Source organism: Phyllobacterium sp. P5_D12 (genome assembly GCF_054049495.1).
In genome coordinates, this window is sequence record NZ_JBFUMG010000066.1 from 1 (window position 1) to 14477 (window position 14477).

General features: G+C 59.7%; 14 protein-coding genes. 3 read left to right on the forward strand and 11 right to left on the reverse strand.

Features of this window, described 5'->3' with window-relative positions:
• Positions 1 to 157: 157 nt before the first annotated feature.
• From ACXJ5O_RS07130 to ACXJ5O_RS07165, 8 genes are all read right to left on the reverse strand, one after another.
• Entirely contained in the window at positions 158 to 937 is a 780-nt protein-coding gene (locus ACXJ5O_RS07130; RefSeq protein WP_457299278.1) for a 3-hydroxybutyrate dehydrogenase, read from the reverse strand.
• Positions 938 to 962: 25 nt separating this feature from the next.
• On the reverse strand, positions 963 to 1700 hold the full coding sequence (locus ACXJ5O_RS07135; protein WP_457299279.1) for an acetoacetate decarboxylase: 738 nt from the start codon (positions 1698 to 1700) through the stop codon (positions 963 to 965).
• Positions 1701 to 1743: 43 nt separating this feature from the next.
• A complete protein-coding gene (locus ACXJ5O_RS07140; protein WP_457299280.1) occupies positions 1744 to 2976 on the reverse strand; it encodes a patatin-like phospholipase family protein in 1233 nt (410 codons plus the stop codon).
• A gap of 83 nt (positions 2977 to 3059) precedes the next feature.
• Positions 3060 to 3524 (reverse strand): hypothetical protein, encoded by a 465-nt coding sequence (locus ACXJ5O_RS07145; protein ID WP_457299281.1) that lies wholly within the window; start codon positions 3522 to 3524, stop codon positions 3060 to 3062.
• A gap of 23 nt (positions 3525 to 3547) precedes the next feature.
• Positions 3548 to 4780, reverse strand: a complete 1233-nt coding sequence (locus tag ACXJ5O_RS07150) for an alpha/beta hydrolase (protein ID WP_457299282.1) — start codon at positions 4778 to 4780, stop codon at positions 3548 to 3550.
• A gap of 13 nt (positions 4781 to 4793) precedes the next feature.
• Positions 4794 to 7844, reverse strand: a complete 3051-nt coding sequence (locus tag ACXJ5O_RS07155) for an efflux RND transporter permease subunit (protein WP_457299283.1) — start codon at positions 7842 to 7844, stop codon at positions 4794 to 4796.
• Entirely contained in the window at positions 7841 to 8938 is a 1098-nt protein-coding gene (locus tag ACXJ5O_RS07160) for an efflux RND transporter periplasmic adaptor subunit (RefSeq protein WP_457299291.1), read from the reverse strand. Before ACXJ5O_RS07160 ends, ACXJ5O_RS07155 begins: the two co-directional genes overlap by 4 nt.
• 1 nt (position 8939) lies before the next feature.
• On the reverse strand, positions 8940 to 10004 hold the full coding sequence (locus tag ACXJ5O_RS07165) for an efflux RND transporter periplasmic adaptor subunit (RefSeq protein WP_457299284.1): 1065 nt from the start codon (positions 10002 to 10004) through the stop codon (positions 8940 to 8942).
• Between the two features lie 221 nt (positions 10005 to 10225).
• On the opposite strand from ACXJ5O_RS07165, the gene ACXJ5O_RS07170 reads away from it, so the two are divergent.
• Positions 10226 to 10849 (forward strand): TetR/AcrR family transcriptional regulator, encoded by a 624-nt coding sequence (locus ACXJ5O_RS07170; protein ID WP_457299285.1) that lies wholly within the window; start codon positions 10226 to 10228, stop codon positions 10847 to 10849.
• Positions 10850 to 10891: 42 nt separating this feature from the next.
• Here ACXJ5O_RS07170 and ACXJ5O_RS07175 read toward each other — a convergent pair whose 3' ends face one another.
• Positions 10892 to 11500, reverse strand: coding sequence for a TetR/AcrR family transcriptional regulator (locus ACXJ5O_RS07175; RefSeq protein WP_457299286.1), 609 nt, complete (start codon positions 11498 to 11500; stop codon positions 10892 to 10894).
• Between the two features lie 123 nt (positions 11501 to 11623).
• Here ACXJ5O_RS07175 and ACXJ5O_RS07180 point away from each other — a divergent pair, with 123 nt between their 5' ends.
• Positions 11624 to 12274: an FMN-dependent NADH-azoreductase gene (locus ACXJ5O_RS07180; protein ID WP_457299287.1), complete on the forward strand. Its 651-nt coding sequence runs from the start codon at positions 11624 to 11626 to the stop codon at positions 12272 to 12274.
• Positions 12275 to 12441: 167 nt separating this feature from the next.
• Here ACXJ5O_RS07180 and ACXJ5O_RS07185 read toward each other — a convergent pair whose 3' ends face one another.
• Together ACXJ5O_RS07185 and ACXJ5O_RS07190 are read right to left on the reverse strand one after the other, a co-directional pair.
• Complete coding sequence (locus ACXJ5O_RS07185) at positions 12442 to 12810, reverse strand: VOC family protein (protein ID WP_457299288.1); 369 nt, start codon at positions 12808 to 12810, stop codon at positions 12442 to 12444.
• 118 nt (positions 12811 to 12928) lie between these two features.
• On the reverse strand, positions 12929 to 13858 hold the full coding sequence (locus tag ACXJ5O_RS07190; protein ID WP_457299289.1) for an adenylate/guanylate cyclase domain-containing protein: 930 nt from the start codon (positions 13856 to 13858) through the stop codon (positions 12929 to 12931).
• 206 nt (positions 13859 to 14064) lie between these two features.
• On the opposite strand from ACXJ5O_RS07190, the gene ACXJ5O_RS07195 reads away from it, so the two are divergent.
• Positions 14065 to 14238: a hypothetical protein gene (locus ACXJ5O_RS07195; RefSeq protein ID WP_457299290.1), complete on the forward strand. Its 174-nt coding sequence runs from the start codon at positions 14065 to 14067 to the stop codon at positions 14236 to 14238.
• The last annotated feature ends 239 nt before the right edge of the window (positions 14239 to 14477 follow it).

Here is a 14477-nt window from a genome sequence, read left to right on the forward strand (position 1 = left end):
AGACAAAGCTGCGCGACGTTCCTGGAAGTGACGCCGTCATCCCCCTCATCGTGAACTGTCCCCTCCTGCAGGAAATCTTGCAGATGCACGCGTGATGGCGGCCCATTTGCACGGCCGCCTCCGGTTGGTCCGCGAATCAACACAGCCCGCGGCCCCGTTACTGCATGCTCCAACCGTGACTGACCACGATTGATTGTCCCGTTAGTGCGTTTGAACGGAAAGCGGCCAGAAAAAGGGTGGTCTGCGCCACGTCCTCGACCGTGGTGAACTCGCCGTCAACCGTCTCCTTCAGCATAACGTTCCTAATAACATCCTCCTCGGATATCCCGAGTTCCTTGGCCTGCTCCGGAATCTGCTTGTCGACGAKCGGCGTGCGGACAAAGCCCGGGCAAATCACGTTGGCGCGAACCCCGTGTGCATCGCCCTCCTTGGCGACGACCTTGGCCAGTCCCATGATGCCATGCTTTGCCGTGACATAGGGTCCCTTCAACATCGATGCCTCCTTGGAATGCACCGAGCCCATATAGATGATGCTCCCGCCATGGCCGTGCTTGTACATCTCGCGCAAACAGGCCCGCGTCGTGAGAAAAGCCCCATCCAGATGAACGGCGAGAAGCTGTTTCCATCGATCGAACTCGAACTCGTGGAGCGGGGCCACGGTCTGGATGCCGGCGTTCGAAACTAGAATGTCGATCTTGCCGAAGGCGGCCACGGTCCGGGCGATGCAGGCTTCGACCTCGGCTTCGTTGGTTACATCGACGGCAATCCCAATCGCGTGTTCATGTCCGCCGAGATCGTTGGCCACTGCGTTCGCGCGCTCCTGGTCTTGGTCAGCGATTGTCACACGAGCGCCTTCGCGCACGAAGAGTGCCGCAATTTCCATGCCGATGCCGCTCGCTGCTCCGGTGACAATGGCAACTTTGTTTTCAAGAAGCATAATTATTCTCCTGTGTTGCGGGGGTTTAGCGCAGATAATCGTGGACGACCTTGCCGAGACTGAGGGTCAGGTCGGCGATGAAATGTATTGTCGAGACCACCTCAAGAACCGGCAGGTCGGCAACGGGTGCCAACGCATGTGCGTGGAGATCGAGCGCGCCCGGCCCCGTCCATGCACCGCGGAGTTCGATATCTTCGAGATGGTATTCAACCAGTTCGCAAATACGCGGACTGCCGTCGACATGTGGAATGATCTTGAGCAGGAAGTTGGGCTCGGCGAGCGAGGCGAGCACCGCCGCCGCATCAGCGCGTCTGTGCTTGTAACCCATGGTGCCGGTGGCTACGCGCACGGGCCCATAGTCGAGGGTGCCCACAAGTGTGTCGGTCTCGGCGCGAAGCGTTGGTTGCGCAAACTTTTTCGGAAAGCCCCAAAGCTCCCGCCCGGCGGCAATCGGCGATTCGTCGTTGAGGAACATGCTATGGGTGTAGCTGCCTTGTTTTCCCCGGTATGAGACGGGGATCACCTGGCCGCTTTCGGTATAGTCGCCAAATCCGCTCGAATCCGGCATACGGATAAATTCATACTTGACGAGCGGTTCGATCACTTCGAGGGGTTCTGGTACGATCTCGCGCAATCGCTCGGGGTCAGTGCGATAGGTGATGACGAGATATTCGCGCTGACAGAACCGATAGGGACCTGTCGGATATGCAGGGCTGGTGAGCGGCATTGAGAACGCGCGCTCACGCACGTGGCCTTCCTTCATGATGGACTCCATGTTTCATGTATCTTGTGAACGGTGGATGGATTTATGCGCGCCCTTGCTCGGCGATATCGAAGGTGAAGACGCCGTCGGGACTACGGGGGCGCTCGAGCACCTCGGGGTGACGTAGCGTGCGGATGGTGTCGTGGTATCCCGCTTGCCAGTGATCCTCCATGCTCCGACGCGAAAACTCGTAGTCCTTCGTGTCGTCCTCGTACTTCTTTGAGTGATAACCGAGCTGCACCAGATTCCAGATCTTCGGCTCGGAAGCAGGACGCAAGATGTCAACTTCAGGGCTCGCCGCCAGTTCTGCCGGCAATTTCTCGATCAGGCGCGAAAGGGCACCGCGCAGGAATTGTATTTCGCGGAAGCGGTTCAACTCGGCCCGGGTGCGGCTCGAATACTGGATTTCCTTCTGGCGCGCCTGAATTTGTGCCATCTTGCGCGGCAGGTCGCCTTGGGCTGACCAGAGATCGACCTGGAACGCGAGTGTGTCACGGTGCGGCAGGTTATCAACCACCCAGCTGAGCGGTGTGTTGGAGACCAGTCCGCCGTCCCAGTAATGCTCGCCATCAATCTCGACCGCAGGAAAACCGGGCGGCAGAGCTCCGCTTGCCATCACATGCTCGGGACCGATCCGGTGAGTTGCGGTATCGAAGTAGACGAAGTTGCCGGTGCGCACATTGACCGCGCCGACGCTGAACCGCATAGCCCCGCTATTGATGCGGTCGAAGTCAACCAGCCGCTCCAGCGTCAACTTGAGCGCTTGCGTGTCGTAATAACTGGTGGCTTCGGTGGAACCATGCGGCCAAAGCCAGGGTGTCAGCAGGCGAGGCATAAAAAAGCCCGGCGCGCCCATGCACAAAGCCCGCGCTGCGCTCCATTGGTTAGACAAGGCGCGGACGACATCACCCTTCGACGGGTCAAATTGCGCCAATAACGTCGCGATATCACCGTTGCCGTCGGCCGGAGAGCTGGGCGGAGACTGCCAATATGGATCGGTTGACGTGACAAGCTCCCAGAACTGCCGGAGCTTCGCGACCCGGTCGTCGGGCGGATTGCCGGCTATGAGGGCAGCGTTGATCGCGCCGATGGAAATCCCGGCGGTCCAGTTGGGATGAAGACCGGCCTCGGCCAGGCCTTGATAGACGCCTGCCTGATATGCGCCGAGCGCACCGCCGCCCTGCAGCAAGAGCGCAATGCGTTCGAAGGAATGCCGTCCGCTCCGCTCAGGATGCTTCGATACTGGATTGCGATCCGTGAGAACATGTTCGTTCATGATGAATTCCTCTCGCCGTCTTCTGATGCGACGGCAACTGGATGACTCTTGATAAAGACTGTTGTCGGCCGAAGGCGTTCGCGTCAGACCATGGACCGTTGCAAGCTCGCCAGGTCTGCAGCGCAGACAAGACTGAATTCCAGGAGGGGATCGGGATCCAGACTCTTGGTCAGCGCTTCCGTGGCGAGTTGCCGAAGTTCCACTCGCGGCTTCAGGGATATCTCGAGGATGGCCCTGAGGGCGGCCTCCGCTGCGCCGATGACATCGGATGAAGCAAAGAACCGCATTCGGTTGATAAGCCCGATCAGGTGTTGTTCGTCACCGCTGAGCTCGATGTCGTCTCGCGTGTAAGCGCGCAGCAACAGGTTCGACGCGTACATCACGAAGTCGACGTAGACCCTCTCCCGCTTTGTGATTTCTTCTGCGACACGCTGCAGGCGATACTGCCCGCGATGGGTGTAAATGGCCGCGATCAGCGATGCCCCGGCACCAAGGAGGGCTCCCAGCAGCGCGAAGACAGGACTGAGAAAGGCTGGATCAATGTTCATAATCAGCTCCAGGATGTTCCACTTCAATACGAGACCTGACCGTCAACGAGCTGGCCAGTTGATGGAGAAAGTTCGCGTTTCAACACATCGCGAGCCTCGCCGCTGATGACCGAGACCGGAGCGGCAACGGCCACGCGCGCCGCCGAACCGGCAAAATTGGCGGCTGCCACCCCCGCGCGATCCGCGAATGACGCCTCTCGTCCCGACAGCGATTGCCCGGCCAGCCGTCTCCCAAGCAGGCGCACGATCTCAGGACTGTCGGCAAAGGCATTGTGGCCGAGCGGATCGTTCGAGCCGATGGCGCTCGTGTCGATGACCGAAACGCCAAGTTCTTCAAGCACAGAGGCATAAGGTTTGAGATCTGCGCCACCGACACGGTCGACGCCGCCCGAGAGCCAGCCGGAGACCTCCAGAGCCTTGTCGTGTGTCGACGTCAGGATCGCAAAATGCGGCCGCTTTGGCCCCATTTCGATGAACTGACGGCGGAATACGTCGATGTCGATGTCCGGGGATGCAAGAATGACATTCCTGATCTTGGCTGGGATAGACTTTTCGCGCATGGCAACACCGCGCAGTGCCTCGGCGGCGAGCCAGGTCCCCATCGAATGCGCGAGAATGGTCACGTCATCGACATCGGGGCTTCGGGTGGCCTGAAGGATCAGATCCTCCAGGGCACGGCGCGAGTAGTTGGCGCTTTCCTTGTCGTAGAGGTAGTCAAAAACCCGCGCACGCGATGGCCAGGCGAAGAGAATCGGTGCCGCATCGGTGCCCGAGTCGTGTGCGATCTGGGCGAAGCGAAAGACCGCGTCGGCATAGGTGTTGTTGAAACCATGGACAAAGATGAGCACCTGCCGCTTTGCGTTCCGGTTCTTGCGAAACCACGTGAAAGCCTGCCCTTCCGTCGCAACCTTGCTAGCTTCAAGGACTGCAAACTCCTTTTGCGGATTCGGCGGTACGCGTGAGGGCCATTGCACCTTGCCGATCTTGCGGTTCCGATCCGGAGGAATGGAGACGGAGACGTTGTTGAGCGAGATCGCCGTTCCGCGCTCGCCCGAATAGAGCCGACCGGGATCGTCCGATGACTTGCGGGTCGTCGCTACCAGCATGTTCACCCGGCTGGCGTCGCTAGCGGCCACGGCCACCTGAGGCTGAAGGACGTTTTCCACCCGGGTCGCGCAGCCGGTCATGGCGAGGGACAGGAGCACCGCCACCGGGAGCAGCTGGGGGGCGCATCTTCGAAAGGGGTTGGAAGACATTTTGGCGTCCATCTCAGTGCTCCCCTATCTCACGCGGTATCCGGAACCAGGCAACGTAGAGTGCCGGCAGGAAGAGAAGCGTCAGTGCCGTTCCCACGACGATGCCGCCCATCATGGCGTAGGCCATCGGTCCCCAGAAGATCTCGTGCGAGATGGGGATCAGCGCCAAGGTGGCCGCAGCGGCGGTCAGCATGATCGGCCGCATGCGATGTTCGGTCGCCTCGACGACCGCCCTCCATGGCGACATTCCCTCCCCGCGCAATTCCTCGATCTGCACGATCAGGATCACCGAGTTGCGGATGAGGATGCCGACAAGCGCGAGCACGCCAAGGAGGGCGACGAAGCCGAGCGGAGCATGGCTCAGATAAAGGGCCGCGACGACGCCGATGAGGGCCAACGGGGCAACCGAGAACACCAAAAACAGCCTGTGGAAGCTTTGAAGCTGCACCATCAGCAGTGTTGCCATGACGAGGAGCATGGCCGGGATCACGCTCGCGATCGGACCCTGCGATTTGGCGCTTTCCTCGACCGCTCCGGCGACTTCGACGTGATAGCCTGCCGGCAACGTCTTTTCGAATGCCGCAATCTTGTCGGCGAGCGCTTTGACAATGGTTGCCGGCTGCGTCGCATCGCTGATCCCGGCCTTGACCGTGATGGTCGGGAGCCTGTCGCGCCGCCAGACCGTCGGCTGTTCGAGCTCGTAGCGGAACGTTGCGACCGACGACAACGGCACCGACTGGCCGCTGCTGGCTTGCAGCTGCAGGTCGAGCAGCGTGTCAATCGAGCCGCGCTCCTTTTCCGCGGCGCGGCCGACGACATCGACGAGATAGATGTCGTCGCGGACCTGCGTTACCGAGTCACCTTGAACGACGGTGTTGAGCGCCATGGCGATGTCCTGGGACGAGACGCCAAGCTGGCGCGCCTTGTCCTGCATCACGTCGATCTTCACAACGCGCGCCGGTTCATTCCAGTCAAAGGCAAGGTTCTTGAGGGAAGGATTAGTGCCTACGACAGTTCCCAGTTTTTGTGCCAGATCGCGCACCGTCTGAAGATCCTCGCCGGACACGCGGTACTGAATCGGCTTGCCGACCGGAGGTCCTATTTCGAGGAGCTTCACATAGGCGTCAGTTCCGGGAAAGGTCTTCTGAAGGTAAGCTTCGACGTCCTTCTTCAGATTGTCGCGTACATCGAGCCCTTTGGTGACGATGACGGTCTGCCCGAAGGCAACGTCGGCCGGCTGGACGTCGAAGGAAAGAACGAAGCGCGGCGCGCCCCGTCCGACATACGTCGACCAATGCTCGACCGCAGGGTTGCCGGCCAGCACCTCACGCTCGAATTGACCCATCTGACGGCTCGTTTCGGCAATCGAACTGTTCTGCGGCAGGTTCCAGTCAATGATGAGTTCCGGACGGTCGGAACTCGGAAAGAACTGCTGCTGCACCATGGACAGGCCGACGACTGATCCGGCGAAGAGGAGAACAGTGGCAATGATCGTCATCCAGCGCCAGCGCAGGCAGAATTGCAGCAAGTGCGAAAACGCCTTCGCGGACCGGCCCTTGTGATCTGCATGCTTCTTCATCGACTTGGGCAGCAGGGTCACGCCGATGAGGGGCGTGAACACTACGGCAACGATCCAGGATACGATGAGTGATACGGCGATGACGACGAAGAGGGTGAAGGTGAACTCACCGGCGCTGCTCTTGTTGAACGCGACCGGGATGAAGCCCGCGACGGTCACGAGCGTGCCGGTGAGCATCGGGAAGGCCGTGGACGTGTAGACACAGGTGGCCGCCTTGGTGAGACTGTCACCCAATTCCAGCCGGGCCACCATCATCTCGACCGCGATCATGGCGTCGTCAACGAGAAGGCCGAGCGCGATGATGAGCGCTCCGAGAGAAATGCGCTGCAGCGAAATACCAAAATAGAGCATCACCAAGAAGGTGATGGCCAACACGAGCGGAATCGCGATCGCCACGACAAGCCCGGCACGGAACCCGAGACTGATGAAACTGATCGCAAGCACGATGGCGACCGCCTCGAACAGGGCTTTCGTGAAGCCTCCGACTGCCTCGTGAACCACAGCCGGCTGATCGGAGACCTGTTCGACCGAAACGCCGACGGGAAGATCCTGAACGATCCTGGTGATGGTCTTCTCTAGTGCTTCGCCGAAGGCCAAAAGGTTGCCGCCTGTCTTCATGCCAATTGCAAGCCCGATTGCCGGCTTCCCGTTGAAGCGGAAGATCGAGCTTGGCGGATCGACATAGCCGCGACTGATGCTGGCGACGTCCATCAGCGCAAAGAAGCGGTCATTTACCCTCAGATTGATGCCGCGCAAGGTGTCTTCGGAAAGAAAGCGACCGCCGACGCGCAAGGCGATGCGCTCCGGACCGGCCTCAACGAAACCGGACTGCGTCACGGCGTTTTGCGCCTGTAGTGCCGAGATGATCGCTGCACGGTCGAGGCCGAGGGCAGCGATCTTGCGGGTCGAGAACTCGAGATAAATGACCTCGTCCTGCGCTCCGACGATGTCGACCTTGCCCACATCCGGCAGTTTGAGGACCTGGCTTCGGGCGTTCTCGGCGAAATCGCGCAACTCCCGCTGACTCAGCCCGTCGCCGCTAAAGGCAAAGATGTTGCCGTAGACGTCACCGAACTGATCATCGAAGAACGGACCGGCCACCCCTTGGGGGAACTCGTGCCTGATATCGTCAATCAGGTTGCGCACCCGCGACCACGTGGGCTTGACGTCCTGCGCGTTGGTCTTCGGCAGCAGATCGACGAAGACGATCGTCTGACCGGCGGTTGTGATGCTGCGGGTATGCTCGAGATTGTCGAGCTCCTGCAGCTTCTTTTCGATGCGGTCGGTGACCTGCTGCGTCACTTCCTGGGCAGACGCCCCGGGCCACTGGGCCTGGATCACCATCGTCTTGATTGTGAAGGACGGGTCTTCCTCGCGGCCGAGGGCCATGTAGGCATACGCGCCGGCCACTGCGAAGATGATCATGAAATACCAGACGAGCGAGCGGTGCTTGAGCGCCCAGTCTGAAAGGTTGAACTTGTTCACGGGCGCTGCTCCTGTTGTGTTCTCACGGCCTGTCCCTCGGCCAGCTGGTTGACGCCTGCGACGACCACTTCTTCTCCGTCCTTGAGACCGGAAAGGACCTGGACGGAGCGGACGCTGGTCGGGGAGATGTCGAGCCGTACGGATCTCAGTGAAACGGTGTGGGATGCCGAGTCGACCACCCAGACATGGTCAGCGCCATCCCTCTTGAGGACCGCCGTTGCAGGCAGCGCGACGGGCAGCCCCTGGTGCGCCATTGGCGGCGTGGCGGTGACCACCGATCCAAGCCGGAAAACGTCCGGTGCCTCGTCGATGGCGATTTTCAGCCTGTGGGTGCGGGTGCCGGCATCGGCCTGCGGACCGATCTCGCGCAGGATGCCTGAGGTCCGCAGCGTGTCATCGAGCTGAAGGGCGATGTCGAACCGGTCGCCGACGCGTACCGACCGGAGGTACTCTTCCGGAACGTCGACGATCACGTCACGCTGATCAAGGCGAGCGAGTGTTAGGACGGGCTGACCGGCGGTCGCCGTCTGTCCGACTTCCACGGACGTGGCCGCGACAACACCATCGAACTCGGCCTTCAGCTTGGCATAGCCAAGCTGCTCGCGCGCCTTATCGAGGCTGGCATTTGCCTTTGCCACGTTCGCCTGGGCCGATTTCAACTCCTGCTCGGCAAGATCGAGATCCGCGGCGCTCGCGGCGCTCGTCGCGGCCAGCCTCTGCTTGCGCTCCTGCGTCAACAGGGCGTTTCCACGCTGCGCTTCAGCGCTGCGCAGATCGGCTTCGGCGCTGCGGACGGCGAGTTCGAGAGCGAGCGGATCAATCTCAGCCACGATGTCGCCCGCATGCGCGAGGTCGCCCACGCTCGCTTTACGCGATACGACGCGCCCCAACGTGCGGAACGCAAGATCGGTTTGCACACCCGCCTGGACGACGCCAGGAAAGCGCACTGTCTGCGCCTGCGCGGCACTGGCGGCTACGGACTTGACGGGGCGTGGCTGGGTCAGCTCGCCAGAGCCGGCGTCCTGATCGCAGCCGGCAAGAAGTGCGACTGCCGCAAGGACTGAAAGCGAGTAATGAAAACGGTAACGGGCCATCTTATTTATCCTCCCAGGCAACGGTTTGGCCTTCCTTGAGAAACTTTCCTCCCTCGGTGACGATCAGGTCCTGCGGTGCGATACCGCCGGACGCGATCACGTCGCGGTCGCGATACCTTGCGACTGCGATCTTCCGAAGGGAGACAGAGTTGCTGCCCGGGGCGACAAGCCACACCGCGGGCTCGCCTTTGGCGGAGGCAATAGCGCTCGCAGGCAAAACGATCCCCTGGCGCGGCGGGGAGCGAAATTCACCGACCACAGGCGTGCCGAGCGGCCATTGCGCATCTTCGGGGAGTGCCACCTTGATACGGATGGTTCCGGTTCTCGTGTCGATGAAGGGAGAGACCTCCCTGACCGTCGCCCGCGTTTCGGGAGCGCGATCCGCCACCGGCGCAACATCGACACCGGGTAACGGTTGACCTTCGAGGAAAAAGGCCTCGAAGACATTGAAAACGGCGTCCCGGGGCCCGTTATGGGCGAGTGTGAAGGCGGGCTGCGCCGCCGACACCACCCTACCGACCTCGATGTCCCGCGCGGTTATGATCCCGTCGGCGTCGGCTTTCAGTTTCGTGTAGGAGAGAGCGTCCTCCGCCGTTCCCAGCGCCACTTCGGCAGCCTCGAGTGAGGCTTGCGCCGTTCGCAGATCCTTATCCGCTTCATCAAAGGTCGCTTGAGAGATGGACCGCGAGCGCAGCAGCGCCTTATACCGCTCGAACGTCAGCGTCTTCTGTTTGGCAATCGCCTGTGCCGACTGCAGCCCTGCCCGGGCGACTTCCACATCGGCACGCTGTTCGCTGTCATCGAGCCGGGCGAGGATGTCACCGGCGTGCACGGGCGAACTGACGTCGACAAAGCGCTCAATCACCCTGCCGCTTACCCGGAGCGACAGGTTAGATTGTATCCGCGCCTTCACCTCGCCGGTGATCTCCGCTCTCGGCTGATATTCGGCGGACGACGCGCGAATCGCCTGAACATGCTGTTGCGGAGGCGGGACTGCCGCTTTTTCGTCGCATGCGGCGAGATGGGCGCAGGCAAGGCCGATTCCCATCAATCGAAGGGGCTGCATTTTTATGCTCCATTGCGGTTTAAACCAACGAGGTGTGAGCCAGAGCCCTAGCCGGTGGCTGATATTCATTAGGTGACTATTAAGTCATTTCGAACTTCTAGTCAATATGACATACGCGCATGGGTGCTATGCAAAAGGATGAAAAAACGAAACCCCCAGCTTCGCACTGGACATTTCGGTCAATATGACTTATTTGTGATGAGAATTTGAGGAATCGCGCAATGGCAAACGTTAACCTGGCCCGCCGGGCTGAAATTGGACGCGAAAAGCGCTTGAGGACCCGTGCGCAGCTTGTTGAAGCCGCCAATGCGCTGTTTGCCAAGCGGGCCGTGGAATCCGTCACCGTGGATGACGTCGTTCAGGAGGCTGGCGTCGCGAAGGGAACGTTCTACACTCATTTTGATAGCCTGGAAGCATTGACCGGGGCGGTCGCGGAGGAATTGGTCCAGTCGTTCGATGAACTGCTGCAGCCGGGCCGGACCGCCATTACCGATCCTGCGCTGCGCATTGCCTTCGGCTGCAAAGCATTCATCGACAAGGCCCTCAATGACTCCCGATGGGCCGCGGTCGCCGCAAGAATGACAGCCGCCAATCCGCAAAGCGGCGAGAACATCCGCCGCCGTATCCTCGAGGACCTCCAACACTTATCGGAGGAACCGCCGTCCACGGAGCTGAAACTCGAGATTGTCGTCGGGATTATGGTCCACATGTTGCGCGTGCTCGGTGAAGGCAGGCTGTCCTCGTTCGACCCTGACGCTGTCGTCCGTGCCATCTTGCGGGCGATCGGCCTCAGTCCCCAACAGGCGCGATCGGTGCTCAAACGCCTGCCAGCTGCTGGCATGTAGAGGTCTTGGTCTGCAAGGATAGACAGGCCGGACAAAGTGCCATTATGTCGATACGGAGAAGCCGTCAGGCGGAGCGCTCCCGAGTGCCCGAAGCGCCGCCTCGAGAGCCTTGCAAGTCAAATCAGGCGTTGGGGCTCGCTCGAAAGTGCCTCGTGTCACCTGCAGCCAAATTCCCACGAAGATGTCAGTGGCGAGTTCCGGGTCCAGCACGGCCATCTGCCCTTGTCTTATCGCTTCGGCGATATCGGCCGTAAGCTTTTTGCGAACTCCGCGGCCGAACTGGTTCGGCTTTTGCGAGGTTTGAACTACCAGCCGCGCCCAGGCAGTATCCGAAACCGCCTTTTCCAGCGATTCCGCAAATGCAAAGGACAGGCGCGCGACCGGATTGCTTAACCCGCCATGCAGAGGTGTCAGCACCTCGTCAAAGCTCCGTTCCAGCTGCACATTCACTGCCGCTATCAACTCCTCAACGTTGCCGAAGTGATAGTAAAACGTCCCCTTGGCGAGGCCCGCCGCCTCTGCCACGGCATCCAAGGTCAGCGCCGCCCCCTCCGCAAGCAGCGTCGCTCCCGCCTTGACGATTTGGGCGCGTGTCCTCTCCCGCCGGTCGCGTCCGATTTTTGCCCGCCGTGCCAGATCAATCTTCGCCATGAGCCATCCTCTATCAAATTCATATTGACCTTTTAGTCGAAATGACGTAAAATTGCAATTCAGATAACGGGCGACTGTCCCGTTGTTATGAAATCCTGTTGCTACACACGTGTGAGGTCATTGATGCCATCCCTTCTTCATCTCGATTCCAGCATACTCGGGGAAAACTCGGTGAGCCGGGGGCTTTCGGCGGCGGTGGTCGCACGGCTCCAGTCTCTCGATCCGATGACTGAAGTGGTCTATCGCGACCTTGCGGCCCAACCGATCCCGCACCTGTCGGGCAAATACGTGGGCGTGGTCCGGGCGGGTTTGGACGTCGGCCAGGATGCCGCATTAAAGGCGGACCTTGCGCTTGGGGCAAACGTTCTGGAAGAGTTTTTGGCCGCCGACACCGTCGTTCTCGGCGTCGCGCAGTACAACTTCAGCGTGCCCAGCCAGCTAAAGGCGTGGATCGATCGTATCGCGGTCCCCGGCAAGACCTTCCGTTACACGGAAAAGGGACCCGTAGGCCTGCTTGGCACCAAACGCGTCATTATAGCGCTCGCACGCGGCGGCTTTTACGGACCGGGCTCCCCCGCCGAGAGTTTCGAGCACACGCTGAGTTATTTGAAGAGCGTGTTCGCCTTCGTCGGAATCGTTGATCCTGAAGTTATCACTGCCGACGGCGTCAATATCAGCGCCCAGCAGCGCGAGGTACGGGTCGACCCTTATTTTTATTGGAGTTTTGACGGTCCATTAGAAAAGCCAGTATGTCGCCATTACAAGCTTCCCTAAGCTCTTCCAGTGTGAATCCTTCGGCTAACGCGTGGGTCTTCAAGTCATCAGCTTCCTGGACCATCTGAACCTTATCTTCTTCATGCGCTCGCGATGTGATGTTTGCGTCGACCCACGCTTGGATACACTTGCTGATATCTGGCATTCTTCCTCCTTTGGCCCGACTGCTACATCGTGGATCTGTGGATGTCGTCCACACCTCGAGCGAAGACGATCTGATTGCCATCCGGATCTTTGATGATCGCGGTTTTGACCGCATCGCCATCGGCACCACTGGTCGAGACGATTTCGATGCCTTTGGCCTTCAAGTCTTCGATACGGTCATCGACACTGGTCTCCACCAGCGTGACAAACGACCCGCCAGCTCCGCGCTTGACTTCAAAGACCTGAAGCCATCCGCCTTTTTCGAATTCCCATTCGAGCAGGCCGTTCATGGGCCGCATATCAGGCGGGCGGCCGAACAACCGCTCATACCATGGACCGGAGTCGCTTAAATCCTTGACGGCAACACCAGCCAGTACATTGATGACTTCCATACCAGTTCTCCGAAGCACCGCGATCCAAATATGTGTTGGTACCCACACAACTCCGGAGCACCATCATCGTTCCTTTAGTCAGCTGCCAGGGCATTGCCAGTAGACACGCAGAGCTAAGCTATCCAGGGAGCGCCTCCAGCCGGATTTCGGCCAAACTCCTGAATTCTCCGTCCGGGTATTTTTCGAGGTAGGCTTCGAACATTGCCCGGAGCTCAGTGTCCTTGATCGAATCCCAGAATTCGAGCTCAACTGTGCGATCTTCCGATGAAGGTTGTTCGGACGTCGGCGGGTTAGCCAGGCGGGCCTGAGCCAAAGCTGCAAAGTCTCCTTCCGGAAACTGCGCCAGATAGGCCTGATACTCTAACGGATCGTTGCTTGTATCTACCGATTGCCAGAATGCGAGCTCTACGGCATCGGCATCAGTCGCCGCAGGCGGTGCGCTGGCATCTACCAAGTGAACACCCTCTGTCGACGCAGCGGGCTTGGCAGGGACCAGCTCCGTTGTTCCATTTGGGTCGAAACAGACACGGAAGGCACGCACCGGACGCACTATGTTCTTGACGCGGTGTTCGCCGAGGTCCTCGAACTCACAATCCACTCGATCGCGCAGGTGATCGCGCACGCCCCGTGTCACGCAGATGCCACCCGGCTCGGCGATTTCCTCCAGGCGCGCGGCGACATTGACGCCATCGCCGAAGATGGTGCCGTCCTTGACCATGACATCGCCGACATTGATCCCAATGCGCCACGACATTCTGCTCTTGGCCGTCAGGATGGCATTAGCCTTTGCCAAAGCCTGCTGCATGGAAACGGCGCAATGGACCGCATCAACAACGCTTGCGAACTCGGCCAATACGCTATCGCCGGCTGTGCCGGAGATTTCCCCGCGACCCGTCGCAATTAATGCATCGATGACATTGCGATGGGCTGACAACGTCGCAAGAGTTCGCTCCTCATCATCGTGCATCAGGCGCGAGTATCCTTCGACGTCTGCAGCCATGATGGCCACCAGCTTGCGCTCAAGAGGAGGGGCTTCGACCGTGGGCATTTTTGCTTATGCGCTCCTTGGTTTTATTACTCATGTCACGGCCTAGGCCGAATAGTGGCTTTCAATCGTAAACACGCCAGCACGCCAATATATTCATGATGCCGGCCGATGTGATTAACACTGCAAGGGGATATTGGTTTTCGCCCTGCGATTAGGGTTGTGACAGATTGGACAATAATCATCGTTCGAAATAGCGGAGATTGAAGGTGGAGATTGATTTAGGCGAAGTGCTCGATCCGTTTCGCAGGCACGTCATCCACATCAAGGATGCACTTTCTCACGCCCGTTATCGCTACGATGGGCTCGATCTGATATTGGAGTCGGGTCTCGGACTGCAAGGTCCGAGGTGCCTCACAGGAAATATTCGCCGTCGCGGATAAGAAGTTGATGATATGCTGGACGAATTCTATCGACAGCTCTCTGACGTCGATCGGATGCGCGACCAGGACCGGCTGGAACGGCGGAGGTAGTTTCCCCTTCCAGTCGACGGGGTTTGCAAAAGGCGGAGGCCGAGGTAGAGCTACACCACGTAGGCTAACAGGAGGGGCAGCGCCATGGAAACCATCGCAATCGACAATCGCAATGAGTTCGCGCTTTGGGCAATCGAACGGGCCCACGC

Excerpts from the sequence above, each read along its gene's own strand:
- ACXJ5O_RS07160 (WP_457299291.1), bottom strand. The coding sequence starts at position 8,938 with ATGGCCCGTTACCGTTTTCATTACTCGCTTTCAGTCCTTGCGGCAGTC.
- ACXJ5O_RS07170 (WP_457299285.1), top strand. The coding sequence starts at position 10,226 with ATGGCAAACGTTAACCTGGCCCGCCGGGCTGAAATTGGACGCGAAAAG.
- ACXJ5O_RS07145 (WP_457299281.1), bottom strand. The coding sequence starts at position 3,524 with ATGAACATTGATCCAGCCTTTCTCAGTCCTGTCTTCGCGCTGCTGGGA.
- ACXJ5O_RS07150 (WP_457299282.1), bottom strand. The coding sequence starts at position 4,780 with ATGTCTTCCAACCCCTTTCGAAGATGCGCCCCCCAGCTGCTCCCGGTG.
- ACXJ5O_RS07190 (WP_457299289.1), bottom strand. The coding sequence starts at position 13,858 with ATGCCCACGGTCGAAGCCCCTCCTCTTGAGCGCAAGCTGGTGGCCATC.
- ACXJ5O_RS07180 (WP_457299287.1), top strand. The coding sequence starts at position 11,624 with ATGCCATCCCTTCTTCATCTCGATTCCAGCATACTCGGGGAAAACTCG.
- ACXJ5O_RS07165 (WP_457299284.1), bottom strand. The coding sequence starts at position 10,004 with ATGCAGCCCCTTCGATTGATGGGAATCGGCCTTGCCTGCGCCCATCTC.
- ACXJ5O_RS07135 (WP_457299279.1), bottom strand. The coding sequence starts at position 1,700 with ATGAAGGAAGGCCACGTGCGTGAGCGCGCGTTCTCAATGCCGCTCACC.
- ACXJ5O_RS07185 (WP_457299288.1), bottom strand. The coding sequence starts at position 12,810 with ATGGAAGTCATCAATGTACTGGCTGGTGTTGCCGTCAAGGATTTAAGC.
- ACXJ5O_RS07140 (WP_457299280.1), bottom strand. The coding sequence starts at position 2,976 with ATGAACGAACATGTTCTCACGGATCGCAATCCAGTATCGAAGCATCCT.
- ACXJ5O_RS07175 (WP_457299286.1), bottom strand. The coding sequence starts at position 11,500 with ATGGCGAAGATTGATCTGGCACGGCGGGCAAAAATCGGACGCGACCGG.